Below are 18,196 nucleotides of genomic sequence, written 5' to 3'. Positions count from 1 at the left end.
TAATTCAACCTTCCGGCTATTTTTTGCTTTTTGGTCAGCTTGAACATATGTTTCATCCAGTATTGCCGCCTCAGCTACCTCCAAGTCTTGAATCTTTAAAACCTGTTGATCATCTCGCTTCTACTACTGTTGTTAAGGTTAAAACTGATAGGCGAAAACTGATAATTGTCGATAAAAATCAGAATAGCAAGTATCAATTCAATACTCGCCTCGTCAATGAAGATGTTGTCACGAATAATCAATTATTTTCTGAGCAATCGGCTGTTTTAGCAGAAACATCCATTCCCTCGACAGAGCCAAGTAATGTGAATTTACAGGAATCGGGGGGGAAATTTGATCTGTCTGTTGGTGACAAAAAACCTGCTGTACCAGTCCAAAATATTATTGAATTTAAGCTAAGAAATCCTGGAAATCGAGAGTCAACACCGACTACTGTAGAATTTCCGCCGTCACCCCAACTCCCACAAGTAGAGAAGATTCCCGCTGGGAAAGGCAGAGTTGTGGAGGTAATTGCCGATCGCCAGGAGTATGATGAGCAAAGGCGAATTGTCACGGCTGATGGTAATGTCGTGGTCAGATTTGATGGAGCGGTGATTGATGCTGATAGTCTGCAAATCAATTTAGATAATTTGATTGCGGTGGGGGAAGGTAATGTAGCTTTGACTAGAGGTAATCAGGTACTGCAAGGAAAACGTTTTACTTATAATTTTATTCAAGATAATGGGGAGTTGGAAAACGGTAAAGGTGAACTTTATATCCCCACCACAGGTACAGATTTTGCCTTTTCACCGCCGCTTGCTACAGATATTACAGCGGGTGGTGTCCCTAGTCGCCCTTTAAGTAATCGAATCCGCGCCAACCAGCCTGTAACTGGTGTCAGCAGTCCAGGGGGCATAGAATTTGGTGCTAGTGGTCAATCTGATGCCCGAAATGTGGCCTCACCTAAATTTGGTGGTGTTGTCAAGCGGTTACGTTTTGAAGCCCAACGGATTGAATTTTATCCGCGAGGTTTTCAAGCGCAAGATGTCAGAATTACGAATGATCCTTTTTCACCACCGGAACTAGAAGTTAGGGCGGAACAGGTGACGGTGACGCGAGAAGCACCTTTAATAGACCGGATTGTTACCCAGCGTCAACGGTTGGTTTTTGATCAAAAAGTTGTTATCCCTATTCCTGTGAATCGTCGAACTATAGATCGACGACCACGCCAAGTAAATCCTACTATTGTCTCTCCTGGTTTTGATAATGGTAAACGGGGTGGTGTGTATGTAGAACGCAGTTTTGAACCGATTAATACTGATCAAAAGCGCTGGACTATTATCCCCCAGTTCTATGTGCAAAGGGCGTTTAAAGATAGTGGGAATGTGGCCAGTTTATTTGGTGTCAAGAGCAAGCTGAATGCTGTTTTTGGTCCCAAAACTATTCTGGAAGGTACGGGAGAGTTAACTAGTTTTGATTTCGATCAGGTGGAAAATAGTTTACGCGGGAGTTTGCGGTTACGCCAAATATTGGGTAATGTCAATCCTTATACATTGAGTTTAGAATCTAGTTACCGCGATCGCTTGTATAATGGTAGTCTTGGCTATCAAACTGTACAAAGTAGTATCGGTGGAATTATCTCTTCTCCCGTTATTCCTTTAGGCAAAAGCGGTATCAATCTTAGCTATCAAGGTGGCGCTCAATATATAGATGCAAACACGGATCGTCAAGATTTACTCTCCCCAGTGCGGAAAAATGATCGGATTTCGCTGAGTCGTTTACAAGGAAGTGTGGCTTTGAGTGGTGGTATCAATTTGTGGCAAGGGAAACCATTGGCAGCTACAGCGACTGAGGGACTAAAATATACATCTAATCCTGTTGTACCGTATTTGCAAGCGATCGCAGGTATCACGGGAACTACTAGCTATTATGGTAGCAGCGATAACCAAAGCACTTTAACTGGGACTATGGGTTTAGTGGGACAGATTGGGAATTTTTCTCGCCCTTACTTAGATTATACCGCCTTTAATCTCACCTATTCCCAGGGAACTAACAGCGGTTTATCACCTTTTCTCTTTGACCGTTTAGTTGATAATAAAGTCCTGAATGCGGGTCTTTCTCAGCAACTTTATGGACCGTTCCGGCTAGGTTTGCAAACATCCATTAACCTAGATACAGGTAAAGCTACTAGCACTGATTATATTATGGAATATAGCCGTCGCACCTATGGTATTAGCCTGCGTTACAATCCTGTTCTCCAGTTAGGTGGCTTTAGTATTCGTATTAGTGACTTTAATTGGACAGGTGGTACAGATCCATTTTCTAATGGAGAACTTAAACCCGTTGTTGGTGGTGTAGTCCGTCAGGATAATTAATTGAAAATCAGGAGTTATGAGTATTTAACGGTAAAGTAATTGTAAATGTAGTCCCAACATTGATTTTACCTACTTTGCACAATTTAGGGGTTTTTGGTAGTGCGGGCATCTTGCCCGCGTGAGCGAGACGCTCACACTACAGTCCATCATTTTTATCTTGACAAACTACTAGATCAACTAGATCCCCGACTTCTCCAAGAAGTCGGGGATCTAAACTCCTATCTAGGTTTTCCTAATGTTGTAATGTAGATAACTGCTTCATCCGTAGGGATACCCAATACTTCATTTACTTGGTCATCAAAAAAGCCAGCGATACCACTCACACCTAAGTTCAGACGAATAGCTGCTAAATTCAGCCTTTGTCCGAAAATACCTGCATCTAGGTGTAAATAACGGTAAACACGATCTCCATATTGAGCGATCGCATTTTTTAAATCAGCAGTATGAAATAATACTGCACCTGCATCTCTCCCTAATTCCTGTCCCAAACACAAAAAATGTAACTCCCGACGGCAATTTTTAAAGCGAATTTGCCGTAATTCTTGGGCTTTAGGTGCGTAATAATAACAGCCTGGATCTAATCCTTGCACTCCAGAAACAACAACAAATGTTTCTATTAAATTCAAGTCAAAATAATCAGGTTGGGGATCTAAATTTTGGTCAATGTAATTTTGTGGTTGATAAGTAAAATCAAGTAAAGCTTTCAGTTCATCAAAACTTAAATCATCACCAGTATAAGCACGAGTAGAACGGCGTTTATAGATAGTATTTGATAATTCTGATAAATTTTCTCCCCAAAAAATTGGTGTAGTTCGAGTCGAAAATTTTTCACAAAAAGGAAAATTGTATTTGTCTTCTAAAGATTTTTCTAGTTGCACAGTTGGTAAATTTAACTTACCACCGTTACTAGCTGGAATTTGGGTGTTTAAATGAAAATATTTCAGTAGTTCACCATCAGGAATAGATGGATAATTAGTTGTAGTTGTCGAAGGTAAAGCCGTGCGTCCTAATGGTAAATTTTGGCTCACATCTAACAAATCTGCCAAAGCTAAAACAGCAGTTGTTCCTTCTTGTTCATGATCAATATAAAGTAATTCATTAACAGCTTCATCAGCAAAACCGCCAATTAAATGAGAGCGATAATCGGCAATATTACAAGCTAATTGAATATTACTTAAAAGATGCCCAGTGTCGAGAAAAATTCGCCGATAAGCCCTGTTTTCATAACGCCAAGCGGAACGATAAAAGACCGCAGTGGTAATAATAGCTAATTGGGTATTTTCTAGGGAAGGATGCCAAAAACAAGCTGCTTGTAAAGTTTGCCAAACATCACTTTCCCAAAAGTGCATTAAAGAATGAGTTCGACATTGATAATTATAAAGTCCTGGTGGTAATAATGGCGTACCGCGAGAAACTAAATATACTTCAGCCGGATATAACCCTCCCGCACTGGGCGCAGAACGTAAGTATACTGTATTACCCAAAGAAGGCATTTTTGCTGTGAGTCCATAACTGTGAAATAATAGTTGAGAAAGTCGCCACCACCATTTGGTATCTTGTTTATTAGCAACAGTTGCCGCTGTTTCTTGCAGATAGGGTTTGAGGTCTATATCAGAGCCAATTTTGTACTCTTTGAACGGTACTGGTTGTTTATTCCAGTCTAAATTACGACCTTTACCAGCCAGGGTTTCTGGGTGGTACTTAGTCCGGTCGTGATAGTGTTGGGAAATGGATTGTTCTATTTCTGGCATAGTAATTTTAATATCCTTGTAGTCCTACTTTTGATTTTGACATTTATTAGTTCCATTAATTCGTGCTAATCAGTACAATCATCAAAATTAAAAATTAACCCCAAAAAAGTTATTTTTCTGTTAGAATCCCGAATCACCTATCCTGGAGAAGATTGACCAAATGATGCCTGTACGTCAAACTTTATCAACATCTGATATTCAACTTTCTTATTTAGAATGGAGTCAAGGTCAAGAACCATTACTGTTATTACATGGTATGGCTGATCATGCTTTGGTTTGGTCTAGTTTGGCAGATTATTTAGCAGCAGATTATCATATAGTTGCGCCAGATATGCGTGGTCATGGTGAAAGTAGTAAGCCAGAACAAGATTATACCTTTGCCAGTGCAATTTCCGATCTAGAAGCATTAATGGATAAACTAGGATGGTCTGCGGCTCATATTGTCAGTCATTCCTGGACAGGAAAATTAGCCGCTATTTGGGCTAGAGAGAACCCAGCTAGGTTAAAAAGTATCACATTAGTAGATCCCATTTTCATCTGGAAAATGCCTAGTTTCCTAAAAATCACATTTCCCCTGTTGTATCGTGTTTTACCCTTTCTGAAAAGCATGGGACCATTTGCAAGTTACGAGGAAGCTGAACAAAAAATTAAACAACTCAGTCAATATCAAAATTGGAGTTCTTTGCAACAGCAAGTTTTTCAAGCCGCAATTGAAGAAAAACCCAACGGTACTTGGGGTAGCAAATTTACCATAGCAGCCCGTGATGGCATTTTCGACGCAGTCATGGAAATACCAGGTTTTATTCACCCAGTTGACACACCTGCCCTCTTTATACAACCAGAAAAAGGTGTAAACCGCCAAAATTGGCAAATTCAACCTTACAAAACCAACCTTAAAAACTTAAATTTGTGTCAAGTTCCCGGAAATCATTGGCCATTTCTAACCAACCCCACAGAATTTAATCAAACAGTCGCCGCCTTTCTAGCATCACAAACATGAGATAATCATCTCCAATACTATTGCCAAAACCCTGAAACCCTATTGATATCGTCACGATTTTATTGTGTTTCAGACATATTTAGGAAAATTGGCAATAGTATTGATCTCACGATGCTATTTCTAGGTATCAATTACCAACAGGCATTCTAATTTTTTTAATTTTTAATTCTTAATTTTTAATTGTTTATGAGCCTTTGCATTAATCCAGTTTGTTCTCAACCTAATCATCCAGATAATGACGAAAACCGTTTTTGTCAAAGTTGTGGTTCTCAATTGGAATTGATAGGACGTTATCGAGTATTACGTTTATTAAGTGATAAAACTGGATTTGGCAAAATTTACGAAGCCTATCAACAAGACACCCCAAAAATCCTCAAAGTTCTCAAAGAAGAATTAACAAATGATAGTAAAGCCTTAGCACTATTTCAACAAGAAGCCAAGGTTTTACAACAACTAAATCATCCTGGTATTCCGCAAACAGAAGGTTATTTTCCCTATCAAACCAGAAATAATCTCATATTGCATTGTCTGGTGATGGAAAAAATTGTAGGACCTAATTTAGAACAATGGTTAAAACAACAACAAAACCGCCCCATTTCTGAAGCCCAAGCCATAGTCTGGTTAAAACAATTATTAGAAATTTTAGATTTAGTTCATAACCAACAATATTTACATAGAGATATTAAACCATCAAATATCATGATTCGTCCAGATGGACAATTAGTATTAATTGACTTTGGTACAGCCAGAGAAATTACCAGAACCTATTTAGCAAATAGTGGAGGAATGACAGCAATTTCATCATCAGGTTATAGTCCTCCAGAACAAATGCGAGGACAAGCCATACCTTCATCAGATTTCTTTGCTTTAGGACGGACATTTGTATTTTTATTAACGGGATTTCCCCCCGAACAATTATATAATCCTCATTTAGATATCTTACAATGGCGACATCATGCCAATCATGTTTCTCCATTATTATTAGAATTCATTGATTGGTTAATATCAACAGAAGTCAGTAAACGCCCTAGCAATGCTGAAGAGATTTCTAGAAGATTAGCAGCAATTGAACATCAACTTACAGAAAATACATCCACAACTGTGAATATTGGCGGGTCAGGAAAAACAGAAATAATTAATAAACCAACTACTAATAATACCGTTATTCCTCCACAAAGACAACCCGAAAAATTACCATTATTATCCTGGTTTGCAGCTTTAATAGTTTCTTTATTACTACTTTGGTGGGTATCATTAGCATTTAGAAATACTAAATTTGCGGCTTTACCTCCTGACTATGGACAAACACCAGTTAAACAAGGCAAAGTTGATTATTTTCCCTATGAAGAAGGGAAAGATAGTCAAGGGAGAGTTGCAGAATTTAATATTGCAGTTTTATCAGTAGAATATAAATGGCAATTAGGTAGCACATATCAGATTAAATATAATGATCAAACTATTACCCTTGATTCCTTAAAATCTAATTTAGAACAAGAAGGAATCCAGAAAATTATGGAAAATCCCAGCGAAATTATTTCTGTGGGAACAGCTTCTTGTGAAGGTAATATTACCGCCGAACAAAGTCGCGCTTTAGAACGTTCTCAACAAATTCAATTATTAGGAAAAAAGATATTTAGTAATACACCCAGTGTTAAAGGATATCGGTTATTAAATTTGGGACAATTTCAGAGAAAAGATTGTCAAGCCAACCAAGACTCAACAGCCTATCAACGCAGTATTATTATCATTGGGGTGAAAAAACAATCCCAAGGGGTAATATTAGATGAAGCTTTAAGAGATAGATTAGAGAAAAAACCATTTGCTGATTTTAAATTAGAGGATTATTCTCTGGGTTCACCAGATAAATTTAAAACCATACCCAGTAATTTATAGTAGTTCCCGGTGTTATGAGGTACATATCTAGCGGGCAAGATGCCCGCACTACAAGAGTTTCATGATTCAACTTTGTACCTCATAAGAGCGGAAACCGCTGTAAAGCCTCTCTCCTGGTAGGGGAGAGGTTTGGAGAGGGGTCTGTTTACACATTAAAAACTTTTAAAACATCCTCTAACAGCAAATACTTTTGATCAATTACGTGAACTTATCCAAAATATTTATGCTGCTGAAATACATTAAATTATGAATTATTTAAGCCCCCATACCTGAATACTTTTTTAAACCCATACGCCATAAAAAACGATTGATTCCTAAAAATATGAGAAACCAACCGGCAATTGATAAAAATCCTCTGGTTAAATCTACAGGTAGTCCTACCAAAATACTCGCTGGAAAATTAATCATGTAGGGAAAAGGTGTCCACATAACTATGTTTCTGACGTTTTCTGGAAAAACATCCAAAGGTGCTATCAAACCTGATAAAAATACAAAAAACAACAACCATAGATTTTCTAAAGCTGCGGCTTTTTCTGTCCAAAATGCAAATATAGCAAAGGTATATTGAATTATAAATCTTAAAGCAAAAGCCATAATTGCTGCTAGAATAAATAGCAATAAATTAGTTATACTAGGCAACCAAAAAGCTTGGGGATAGAGAACAAAAAAGAATATTGATAAAAACAATACAAAAGGCATTCGAGCGACTCTTTCACCAAGATGATTCGCAACATGATGCCAAACTGGATCTATAGGTTGTAATAATTTGGGGGAAAGTTTACCTTCTAAAACTTCTTTTTCAAAATCATAAATTACCCAAACAACACTAATTTGTCTAGCCAGAAAAACTGCAAAAAAGTATCGAGCAAAATCAACAGATTTAAAAGCAAATTTACCACTGTCAGCAGCTTGTATCCAAATACCCATCATAATAATTGGTAAAGAACCAGCTAAAACCCAGAATATTAATTCTGACCTATATTCCAGCATCTTCGCATAATTTACTGACAGCAAAGTTAAAGCTTTTTTAACAATTTTTTTCATAGTTATCAATGGTTAAATCCTTTTTGAAAAACTCTACCAATTACTTCTTCTACTGGTGGTTCTGTGACTGTTAAATCTACCACTTCCAAATCGGCTAAAATTTGGGAAACAGTGCGAGTCATGGCTGCTTGTGGCACAATAAATCTAACTGCTCTTCCTTCTAGCATTTGTACATCACCATAGGGCATAAGTTGTTCTAGTGATAATGGTTGAACTAACTCTACATAAATTTCTCGATAAGGGGCAAAACTTGCTAATAACCCATCTAATCTACCATCATACATTAATTTTCCTTCGTGAATTAATAACACCCGTTCACACAAAGCTGTAATATCAGCCATGTAATGACTCGTTAATAATATGGTTGCTTGATATAGCTGATTATATTCTTTTAAAAAGTTACGTACCCCTGCTTGAGCATTAACATCTAATCCTAAAGTTGGTTCATCTAAAAATAAAACTTGGGGACGGTGTAAAAGTGCTGCTAATAGTTCAGCCTTCATTCTTTCACCTAATGATAATTTTCGCACTGGTTGGGTTAATTTACCTGCTAAAGCCAGCATTTCTGTTAATTCCCCAACTCGACGCTGAAATTCTTTGTCAGAAATATTATAAACAGCAGCGTTAATTCTCAGAGAATCTAGGGCTGGTAAATCCCAAATTAATTGCTGTTTTTGTCCCATCACTAAAGTGATTTTTTGTAAAAATGCTTCTTGACGATTAAAGGGAATAAATCCACCAACTTTAACTGTACCCTGAGAGGGATGAATTAATCCTGTGAGCATTTTTAAAGTTGTAGTTTTACCTGCGCCATTGGGTCCCAAAAAACCAACAATTTCTCCAGGCTCAATGCTAAAAGAAACATCCTGAACAGCGTTAATATTGCGATAAGTCCGGCGAAAAAAGTGGCTAATTGTTCCCCCTATCCCTGGATCTTTAATCGCTACTGGATAGGATTTACTCAGGTTTTCTGCAATGATAATTGACATAAAAAATTTATTTCCTTCTGCCTGATAAGGTTGATTTTCTCCCCTCTACTAATGATCGCACAAATGACGAGTAGAAAGCTTGTCCCCAGAAGAATTATTTTCTTCTGAATTTTCTAGTTCCTGATTATTTTGTAAATAATCTTTTACCCAGTTACACGCATAATCTAAGTCGTTAGTAGCAAAGATTTGGGGTAAATTCCAGATAATGGCAGTGCGATCGCCACTAACGGATACTAAACTTTTACCATCAGCACTAAAGGTTAAGGAAGAAACCACTCCTCGATGACCAAATAAGGTAATGATTGGCTTACCATCAAGATCCCAAAGGTTGATGGTGTTATCTTCACTAGCAGCAGAGATCATTCTTCCGTCTGGACTAAATTTTATCTTGTTCAGTCCCGCTTTTGAAGTTATCAATGTTTTTAATAACTTGCCATTGGCTTGCCATAAGTTGATAGTATGATCGTCACTTAACGATGCAATTAATTTACCATCAGGACTAAAGGTGACATCAAAAACTTGGCCGTTATGTCCTTTTAAGGTATGGAGGAGTTGACCCTCTCTATTCCATAGACGGACTGTTTTATCATAACTGCCAGTTGCTAACACTTGACCATCAGGACTAAATTCTACACTAACAATAGGTTCTTTATGTGCTTGGATAGTTTTTTGCCAACGAAAGCTAAAGGGTTTTTTGTAATCTCGTTGCCAAAGCCGTAGAGTTTGATCAAAACTAACAGAAGCGAGAAGTTTACCATCAGGACTCAAGGCAATATTGTCAATGCTCGCAGTATGCCCTGAAAGAGTATCTATGAGAGTACCATCTATGTTCCAGATTTTGATGGTTTTATCATAACTACCAGTTGCTAAATACTGGCCATCTGGACTAAAGACAACGGAGGTAATACCATTTTGATGTCCTTTTAAACTTTTGAGTAATTTGCCATTACGTTGCCAAATATTGATGACATAATCCCAACCTGTGGTAGCAATGATTTTCCCATTAGGACTGATGGCAGCTTGTGTTAAGTTGAGTTGATGACCTCTTAAAACTGTGAGTAAGGGATTTTGTAATTGCCAAAGTTTAACGCTATTATCTAAACTGCCTGTAGCTAGAATTTTACCATCTGGACTCCAAGCGATCGCCCAAATTGCTTGTTGATGTCCTTCTAAAGTTAGTAAGTCTTTACCGTCTATACTCCATATTTTCACTACTTTATCCCAACTGGCAGCAGCAATAGTTTGACTATCGGCACTAAAGGCGATCGCAATTACTGAATATCGTCCCTCAAAATTACTGATTTTTTTACCATCGAGACTCCAAATTTCTATCTTTTTATTATTACCACCTGTAGCTAACCGCTTACCATCAGGAGAAATGGCTAAACCACGCACAGCATCTTTACCATGATTAAAGTTAACTAATTTTTTCCCGTCTTGACTCCAAAGAATTGCTGTACCATCAAAACTACCTGTTACTAATTTTTTTCCATCGGGAGTAAATAGAACTTTATAAATAGTTAGTTGATGAGCCTTAATTATAGTTAGTTTTTCCGCTGCTAAATTCCACAATCCTAAATTACCATCATTCATGCCAATTGCTAAGAGTTGACCATCAGGACTAAAAGCTATACTTTTAACTTCCCCATTCACAGAAATAGTTTTCAACTTTTGCCCATTCACAGACCAAAGTTTGACAGTTTTATCCAGACTACCGGAAGCAATAACTTTCCCATCAGGACTAAAAGCAACTGTGGAAACTGTAGCATGATGACCTTTAAATGTGCGGAGTAATTTGCCATTTTTCTCCCACAATGACACTTCATCTCGATTGGTAACTGCCATCTTTTGGCTATCAGGACTCCAAGCTAAATCCCAAACTAAACCAAGATTATGACCTGATAAGCGATTCCGTTCTTGCGCTCCATAACTAGCTTGACGGAGAACATTATCAGTTAGGTGATCCAGTTCAGGATTATTAATATTTAATTTTTTTAATTTTCTTTTTGCTTTAATAGCATCCCTTACTGCTTCTAATTCTTGATGGGATTTAAAGTTCCCATTAGAAGAGGATATCAGGGCTTTAATTTCACTAATTTTTGCTAATCTTTCACTTTGAAGAGATTGACGATATAACCAGAAAGATATCCCCCCTAAGCTGACAGCAGTTAACAAAGCTGTACTAATTACTCCCAAGATGAGTTTTTGCAACCGAGCATTTTTTTGTTGTTCAAGCAGTTGAATTTCCATATTTTTGGATTTTTCTGCTACTAAAACAAGCTGTTGTTCTCGTCGTTCTAATTCTGCACTTTTAGCTAAAAATTGATTATCTAAATTTGTTAGACTTTTATCCCAAGCCCAAGCTTGAGCATCCGCTAATGCTTGTCCTCTTAGTAAGCGAGATTCATCAGCTTGTTGGGAAGTTAACCACGCATTAAAAGTTTGCGAGTAGGGACGTAAATTAGCTAATTGTTTTTCTACCCAATCTAAGTTAAATACTTCGGCATAAATACGGTTTTTAACAATTAATAATCCTACTTGTTTAACTACTAAACCTGATAGCAATAATTCTACTTGTTCTCGACTATCATCACTTTTTACTTCTACACCTTGCAAAATTTGCTGATAAATTCCTAATAATCTACTTACAAGCTGTTGATTATAAAGTAATCGATCTCGAATAGTTCTTAAATGTTCTGGTTCGTCTTGAGATTCCCAATTTTTAATAATATATTCATTCACAACATTATCTAACCAAAACTCTTCATAACCTTTAGCGAAATCTAGGTAATCACCACTTACTTGAAAATTAGTGATGAGATTACATAACTTTTGGGTTAAAAAAGGCTGCCCTCCTGTCCAATCTAAAATTTGTTTCATGACTGGGTACGGATTAGGTATCACTAACTCTAATCCTCTAATTAAAGAATCCACTTCTGCTATTTTAAATCCTTTTAAATCAATGGCTTGACCAATATTAAAAGGTGTTCTTTTCGCATCTTGAATTAAATCTGATGGAGTCGCAACTCCAAAAATTGCAAATGTCAACCGCTGATATTCTGGATCTATAGCTCTTTGATTATAGCAGTATCTAATTAAGGCAAAAAAATCATCTACGGGAAAATCCAAACTGAGGATACTATCAATTTCATCTATAAAAATAATTAGCCTTTCTTCTGGAAATTGGGTTAATAATTCCGCAATAAACTGACTTAATTTATGGACTAAGGAAATATCATCTCCTGTTTGCCACCATGATTTTAAATTGAATTTTCCTAAAAGTTTAAATCCTCTACATAAATCGGCGATTATGCCCTTATACCATTGACTTGCAGTGATATTTTCACTACCAATATTCGTTATATCAATAGATGTACATTTGAATCCTTCTTGTTCTAAATGATGTTTAGTTCTCACTAACAGAGACGATTTACCCATTTGACGACAGTTAAGAACATAACAAAATTCACTCTTTTTTAAAGCGTTATATATTTCTATATCTGTTTGTCTTTCTACGTAACTAGGGGCATTATTTATGAGACTACCACCGACTTGATATGGATAAGTATTCATATTAGTGATATTTATTATTCATCATAGCCAAATTTAAATTTAGAACTCAAAATACTGCGATCGCGCCCTAATTTCTTAGCTTGATACATTGCTTGATCAGCCGCTTCAAAAAATTCTCTTAAAGAAAAATCTCCTGAAGGAATGATACAGGCAATTCCTAAGCTTATGGTTAAGCTAATCATGTTTGTTAATTGATTTTTTTTGGTTAATTCAGGAATTTTAATTCTCAATGATTTTACTGTTTCTCTGATTTCTTCAGCAATGAATATAGCTGCTTCTGCGTCAACTTGTGGCAAAATTAATACAAATTCTTCACCACCATAACGAGCAACTAAATGATCTGGATTTTTAATTACTGAATTAATTGCTTGAGCAATTTTATGTAAACAATTATCACCACTCTGATGTCCATAGGTGTCATTATGAAATTTAAAGTTATCCAAATCTGCTAATATTAAAGATAGAGGTTCTTGGATGTATGTCATTCTTTCCCATTCTATTTCCAAAGTTTCATCAAAACATTTACGATTAGCAACTTGAGTTAGTTTATCAATATTAACTAACAATTGCAATTTTTCATTTTCTTTTTTTAATTTATCCCACGGAATAGCATTACTTTCTATTAGTAAACTTTTTTGAAAAAATAAACGATACAGTTCGCAAAAAGGTTCATAATTATAGCCACTTAATTTAATTAACCCTAAACTATCTAATTTATAAACCAAATTGTCCGACAAAAATATATTGTTACCTGTAGAATTCACAACTTGATTATATGCTTGAGACAATTCTGCATCTTGTAGCAATATATTGAGTAAATTTCTTAAATATCCGCTGTAAATATATTTACCCTTTGTACAATTATCTAATAGTTCTGGTAAAGAAATTTTCTGCTGGTAGAGATCATATAAAGCCTGATGAATTAAATATGGCTGTCCTCCCACCCAATACATTAAGTTTTTCACAGCTTGACTATCACACCAATCCAATTCATACCGTCTAGCTAATTCTGTTACTTGCTCGACTGTAAATTCTGGTAATTTCAATGACAAACCAACATTAAAGGGAGATTGATTGATATTTAAAGGGATATAAACTTCAGTGGAGTGCAATAATACTAACCGAACCTTTTGCCAAATCGGAGTTTGTTTAGCTTGTTCATGCCAATTGCGGAGGAGAAGTAGAAAATCTTGGGCAATTTGTTGATATTGAAAAGCATAATCTACTTCATTCAAAATTAAAACCAATGGACTTTTAATTTGCTCTAATAAATAACTCTCGAAATAAATTGAAGCACTAACTTTACTACCAATTTCCTCATCCCAATAATCATCCAAATCCGATGCAAGTGACAACTGCCGAGCCACATTCATACAAAACCAGCGTAAAAAATTATTCAGGCTCAAAAAAGTTTGGGTATCTACTAGTTTAAAGTCTATAGTAACTACGGAATATTCATGTATTTGAGCTTGGTGAATTAGCTGTAACATTAAAGAACTTTTGCCCATGTGCCGAGGTGCTTTAATCCGAATTAAACTCCCTGGTTTGAGTAATTCTGCATAAGCATCGCTTTCAACAGGAGGGCGTTCAATATAAAAGCAGGAATTGAATGGTAGTGGATCACCTGGTAAAGTAATATTTTTCTTCATTCACTTGAGGGCGAAATATTTTGTTTCTGATCAGAAATAATAAAGTTTGATTGCGATCCCCAAAAAAAGAGGCTCAAATCTCTTAATTAACATATACTGTCACCAAATACTATCAAAAGTCTAGTTAAGTAGGTGAACGGAAAAAAACCGTAGACGCGAAGCGGCTTCTCGAAGAGTAATATGTAACGAAAAGTAAAGTTGTCCAAACCCTCTTCACTCTTGCCTCTTCACTCTTGCCTCAAGCCTCTTGCCTCAAGCCTCTTGCCTCAAGCCTCTTGCCTCAAGCCATAACGACGATTTTTAACGCCAACCTACTTATAATGAGTGACAGGACTTTGAGCCATCTACCAAGGGTTTTAACTTTTACAATAGGCCAGTAAAGCGGCTATCGGTTTGCAGAATTTTGAGGATCTGCTTAATTTCTTGGGTACGGTCTTTTTTAACTACTAGGGTAACATTGCGATCGCGCACAATTACCACATCTTCTAAACCAATAGTCACAATTACATCATCAGGATTGGAGGCATAAACGATTGCTCCTTGGGTATCTAAGCCCACATGAGTAGCAAGTTCTACATTAGGATTATCGGACTGCTTCAGTAAACGTTCAATAGCATTCCAATCACCCAGATCATCCCAACCAAATGCTACAGGCAAAACATAAGCTAGACTGGTTTTTTCCATCAGCGCGTAATCTATACTTTTCTTAGGTAACTGGGGATAAATATCAGGGCCATGTTGTTCTAAAGGTTTAATAATTTCTGGTGCATGGGTGCGTAATTCTTCTAGAACCACACCGGCTCGAAAAACGAACATACCACTATTCCAGCTAAACCGTCCCGTTGATAAAAAAGTTTCTGCCGTTTCTCGGTCGGGCTTTTCAGTAAATCTGTGAACATGATAGGCTGGCAAGTTATTAAAGCTACCTATTTTTTCACCTTGTTCAATATAACCATAGCCAGTTGAGGGGAAATTAGGTTTAATCCCCAAAGTCACAATTGCTGCTTTCTTAGTTGCCAAATCCATCGCAGCGGCTAAAGTTTCGGCAAATATCTCCTGGTCAGCAATCCAGTGGTCAGCCGGAAAAAAGCCAATAATAGCGTCTTCCCCGTAACGCTTTTTAATTTCTAAACTTGTCCAAGCAACAGCAGCAGCAGTGTCTCGACCCTCTGATTCAATGAGTAAATTTGCAACAGGCAAATCAGGAAGTTGTTCTCTGACCCCTTGAGCAATGGGACTAGACGTAATTACCCACAAGTTTTCCCAACCCCCAGCCAGAGTTAACAATCGATCAGCAGTTGCTTGTAGTAAGCTTCTAGAGCTACCATCAAGGCTTAAAAATTGTTTAGGTCGGTCTAGTCGGCTCAAAGGCCAAAAACGCTCACCTTTACCACCAGCCAGAATCACAGGAAAAAATAAATTATTCATGTTGGCATATACAGATAATTCAGAACAATATACAGCAGAGAACAGACAACAGGGAACGGGCAACAGGGAACTGCTTTGAAAGTCTTTTGGTCTATGGCTTGTCCCCTAAATTTTGTCCCGGATAGCATTAGTCAGCTATTGGCTAACATTCACTGAAGCCTTATTTAGCTAAAATCTGCTTTAAGTCTACATTTATTGACGTTTGGATCATCTTCACTGATGAATTTTGGTGGTCAATTATGTTTCAATTATTACCTATTAAAACTATGAGGACAGCAACACCCAACAAAATCTCAGATTAGCTTTTCACAAAATCTCAAATTTGCGTAGTCAGTTTCATCTCGCAATATTTGTAGCTTGTATTAACATAACTTTAAGGAGTGGTTGAGTGGGGAGAAAATTGTGATTAAACAAGTTCAATGGTCAGAAAATCAGGTAGCACCTCAACAAGTACCAACCTCAGAACCGGAGGTGTTACAGCCACCAGTTCAATGGTCAGAAAATCAGGTAACACCTCAACAAGTACCAACCTCAGAACCGGAGGTGAAACCAAAACAATCAATTAACTCTTCTCGTCACGTCGTTGAATCCGTGGGAGCTATTCCCAACGAACTCTATGACCGCTTAGGTTTATCCGTCCCCCGCTGGTTACTGTGGGTATTAACCATTGTTTTAGGGGTAATTTTATCTGGATTACTAGCATCAAGTTTGGCACTATGGACTCCTCTATGGAGTAATCTCGACCAAGCGAAAGATGATGAATTCGGTGCGAATAAACAAGACCAAATCAAAGTACCGGGAGATTTATGGACTAAGCTTTCTCAGTACAAACTATCAAAACCCATGAACATTTTAATTATGGGTATTGAACCGGTTCCAGGGACTGTAGATGGTTCACCGGAAAGTTTTGCTGGTAAAAGCGATACCATGATGTTAGTGCGGCTAAATCCCAGTGATAAATCCATTCGCTTGCTGTCAATTCCCAGAGGGACAATGATAGCGATTCCCGAACAGGGATTAACTAAGGTATCTGAAGCTAACGCTAAAGGTGGTCCAGTTTTAGCCGCAAGAGTAGTTAGTCGGAGTTTAAATAATGCTCCCATAGATCGGTATATCCGCATTTCTACTAGCGGATTTCGGGAATTAGTTGAACAGTTGGGTGGAGTAGATGTATTTGTCCCCCAAACTATGAATTATCAAGATCAGGCTGGTGGCTTTGCCGTAAATTTAATCAGCGGTTGGCAAAGTCTCAATGGTGAACAAGCAGAACAGTTTGCCCGCTTTCGTGAAGAAGGTATGGGGGATTTACCAAGAGTCCAACGACAACAAGCACTGATAACTGCTTTAATGCAACGTCTCAACAGTCCCACTGTTTTACCCAGGTTGCCCCAATTAACTCGCTTAATGCGGAAGTATTTTGATACCAACCTCAAAATGGAAGAAATGATGGCATTGGCGAATTTTTCCGTCAATGTAGAACGGGATCATTTCCAAATGGCAATGTTACCTGGTACTTTTAGTAAATTCAGTCAAGACCCCAATAGCTATTGGTTAAATATGACTGGCCAACAAAGCTTATTAAATGATTTTGTTGGAGTAAATGTAACTGGGATTAAATCAGATACCAGACCCGTTTCTATCCAAAGAATTGCCGTTCAAAATACGACTAATCAACCCCAGCTAACAGAAAAGGTCATTACCTATCTTAAACAGAAAGGTTTTACTAATGTTTACCCAGTTCCAGACTGGCCAGATAGCCAACGTCAAACTCAGATTATTGTCCAAAAAGGCAACCGACAACCGGGAATTGACTTGCGACAAGTTTTAGGTTTAGGACAAATCGAAGTTTCCGGAAATGGTGATTTGGAATCTGACCTCACAATTCGCATTGGTAAAGATTGGAAATAGTCAGTGGTCAGTGGTCAGTGGTCAGTGGTCTAGAAAAAACGACTGACAACGAACAACTGACGACTGACAACCAACAATTAACAAATTTATGAACAAGATTTTGTTGAGATTTTTAAGTTTGATATTCATTTTTATTTTGGTGGGATTTTCGGTAATTATGAATCCCGAACCAGTTTTTGCTCAAGTTAATACCATTAATTACAATAATGCTAATTTAGAAAATCGGGACTTTTCTCATACTAATTTAGTTGGCGGAACTTTTGTCGCAGCCGAAATGCGGGGAACAAATTTTCAAGATGCAAATTTAACTAACGCCATTTTTACTAAAGGCGTTTTATTAAAAGCCAATTTAGAAAGTGCAAATTTAACGGGCGCTTTAGTTGATCGTGTTACCTTCGATAGTGCTAATCTAAGAAATGCCATTTTCACAGAAGCAACTTTAACCCGCAGCCGTTTTTATGATGCTGATATCACTGGTGCTGATTTCACTGACGCATTAATTGACCGTTATCAAGTATCGCTACTATGTAAAAGAGCAAATGGTGTGAATCCGGTAACTGGTATTTCTACCCGCGATAGTTTGGGTTGTAAATAGAAAATTGACAAC

The 18,196-nt window shown here is 37.3% G+C and carries 11 protein-coding genes; 5 read left to right on the top strand and 6 right to left on the bottom strand.

All coding sequences use genetic code 11. The features are described 5' to 3' along the window. Positions 1-47: 47 nt before the first annotated feature. Entirely contained in the window at positions 48-2,354 is a 2,307-nt protein-coding gene (locus tag FJR08_RS07830) for a DUF3769 domain-containing protein (protein ID WP_168632773.1), read from the top strand. Between the two features lie 218 nt (positions 2,355-2,572). Here the strand turns inward: FJR08_RS07830 and FJR08_RS07825 are convergent, their stop codons facing one another. Further along, complete coding sequence (locus tag FJR08_RS07825; protein WP_168632772.1) at positions 2,573-4,105, bottom strand: SagB/ThcOx family dehydrogenase; 1,533 nt, start codon at positions 4,103-4,105, stop codon at positions 2,573-2,575. Positions 4,106-4,268: 163 nt separating this feature from the next. Here FJR08_RS07825 and FJR08_RS07820 point away from each other — a divergent pair, with 163 nt between their 5' ends. Continuing rightward, complete coding sequence (locus tag FJR08_RS07820) at positions 4,269-5,105, top strand: alpha/beta fold hydrolase (RefSeq protein ID WP_168632787.1); 837 nt, start codon at positions 4,269-4,271, stop codon at positions 5,103-5,105. 186 nt (positions 5,106-5,291) lie between these two features. After that, positions 5,292-6,998: a serine/threonine-protein kinase gene (locus FJR08_RS07815; protein WP_168632771.1), complete on the top strand. Its 1,707-nt coding sequence runs from the start codon at positions 5,292-5,294 to the stop codon at positions 6,996-6,998. Positions 6,999-7,253: 255 nt separating this feature from the next. On the opposite strand, the gene FJR08_RS07810 is transcribed toward FJR08_RS07815, so the two are convergent. The 5 genes from FJR08_RS07810 to FJR08_RS07790 form a co-directional block, all read right to left on the bottom strand. Continuing rightward, positions 7,254-8,042, bottom strand: coding sequence for an ABC-2 family transporter protein (locus FJR08_RS07810; RefSeq protein WP_168632770.1), 789 nt, complete (start codon positions 8,040-8,042; stop codon positions 7,254-7,256). Between the two features lie 5 nt (positions 8,043-8,047). Further along, positions 8,048-9,031, bottom strand: a complete 984-nt coding sequence (locus FJR08_RS07805; protein WP_015078202.1) for an ATP-binding cassette domain-containing protein — start codon at positions 9,029-9,031, stop codon at positions 8,048-8,050. 48 nt (positions 9,032-9,079) lie between these two features. Next, positions 9,080-12,604 (bottom strand): AAA-like domain-containing protein, encoded by a 3,525-nt coding sequence (locus FJR08_RS07800; protein ID WP_168632769.1) that lies wholly within the window; start codon positions 12,602-12,604, stop codon positions 9,080-9,082. Positions 12,605-12,618: 14 nt separating this feature from the next. Next, positions 12,619-14,253, bottom strand: a complete 1,635-nt coding sequence (locus FJR08_RS07795; RefSeq protein ID WP_168632768.1) for an AAA-like domain-containing protein — start codon at positions 14,251-14,253, stop codon at positions 12,619-12,621. Positions 14,254-14,616: 363 nt separating this feature from the next. Then, a complete protein-coding gene (locus FJR08_RS07790) occupies positions 14,617-15,681 on the bottom strand; it encodes a mannose-1-phosphate guanylyltransferase (RefSeq protein ID WP_168632767.1) in 1,065 nt (354 codons plus the stop codon). A 402-nt stretch (positions 15,682-16,083) separates the two neighbouring features. Here FJR08_RS07790 and FJR08_RS07785 point away from each other — a divergent pair, with 402 nt between their 5' ends. Both FJR08_RS07785 and FJR08_RS07780 read left to right on the top strand, forming a co-directional pair. Next, positions 16,084-17,589 carry an LCP family protein gene (locus tag FJR08_RS07785; protein WP_168632766.1) on the top strand — a complete coding sequence of 502 codons (1,506 nt, stop codon included), beginning with the start codon at positions 16,084-16,086 and terminating at the stop codon, positions 17,587-17,589. A gap of 88 nt (positions 17,590-17,677) precedes the next feature. Beyond that, on the top strand, positions 17,678-18,184 hold the full coding sequence (locus tag FJR08_RS07780) for a pentapeptide repeat-containing protein (protein WP_168632765.1): 507 nt from the start codon (positions 17,678-17,680) through the stop codon (positions 18,182-18,184). The last annotated feature ends 12 nt before the right edge of the window (positions 18,185-18,196 follow it).

It is taken from the genome of Dolichospermum sp. UHCC 0260 (genome assembly GCF_009711985.1).
In the GTDB taxonomy this organism is placed as follows: Bacteria; Cyanobacteriota; Cyanobacteriia; order Cyanobacteriales; family Nostocaceae; genus Dolichospermum; species Dolichospermum lemmermannii.
This window is presented reverse-complemented; position numbering and strand designations above follow the sequence as displayed.

Coding starts and splice junctions, on each gene's coding strand:
- FJR08_RS07830 (WP_168632773.1), top strand. CDS start 48: ATGTTTCATCCAGTATTGCCGCCTCAGCTACCTCCAAGTCTTGAATCT.
- FJR08_RS07825 (WP_168632772.1), bottom strand. CDS start 4,105: ATGCCAGAAATAGAACAATCCATTTCCCAACACTATCACGACCGGACT.
- FJR08_RS07820 (WP_168632787.1), top strand. CDS start 4,269: ATGCCTGTACGTCAAACTTTATCAACATCTGATATTCAACTTTCTTAT.
- FJR08_RS07815 (WP_168632771.1), top strand. CDS start 5,292: ATGAGCCTTTGCATTAATCCAGTTTGTTCTCAACCTAATCATCCAGAT.
- FJR08_RS07810 (WP_168632770.1), bottom strand. CDS start 8,042: ATGAAAAAAATTGTTAAAAAAGCTTTAACTTTGCTGTCAGTAAATTAT.
- FJR08_RS07805 (WP_015078202.1), bottom strand. CDS start 9,031: ATGTCAATTATCATTGCAGAAAACCTGAGTAAATCCTATCCAGTAGCG.
- FJR08_RS07800 (WP_168632769.1), bottom strand. CDS start 12,604: ATGAATACTTATCCATATCAAGTCGGTGGTAGTCTCATAAATAATGCC.
- FJR08_RS07795 (WP_168632768.1), bottom strand. CDS start 14,253: ATGAAGAAAAATATTACTTTACCAGGTGATCCACTACCATTCAATTCC.
- FJR08_RS07790 (WP_168632767.1), bottom strand. CDS start 15,681: ATGAATAATTTATTTTTTCCTGTGATTCTGGCTGGTGGTAAAGGTGAG.
- FJR08_RS07780 (WP_168632765.1), top strand. CDS start 17,678: ATGAACAAGATTTTGTTGAGATTTTTAAGTTTGATATTCATTTTTATT.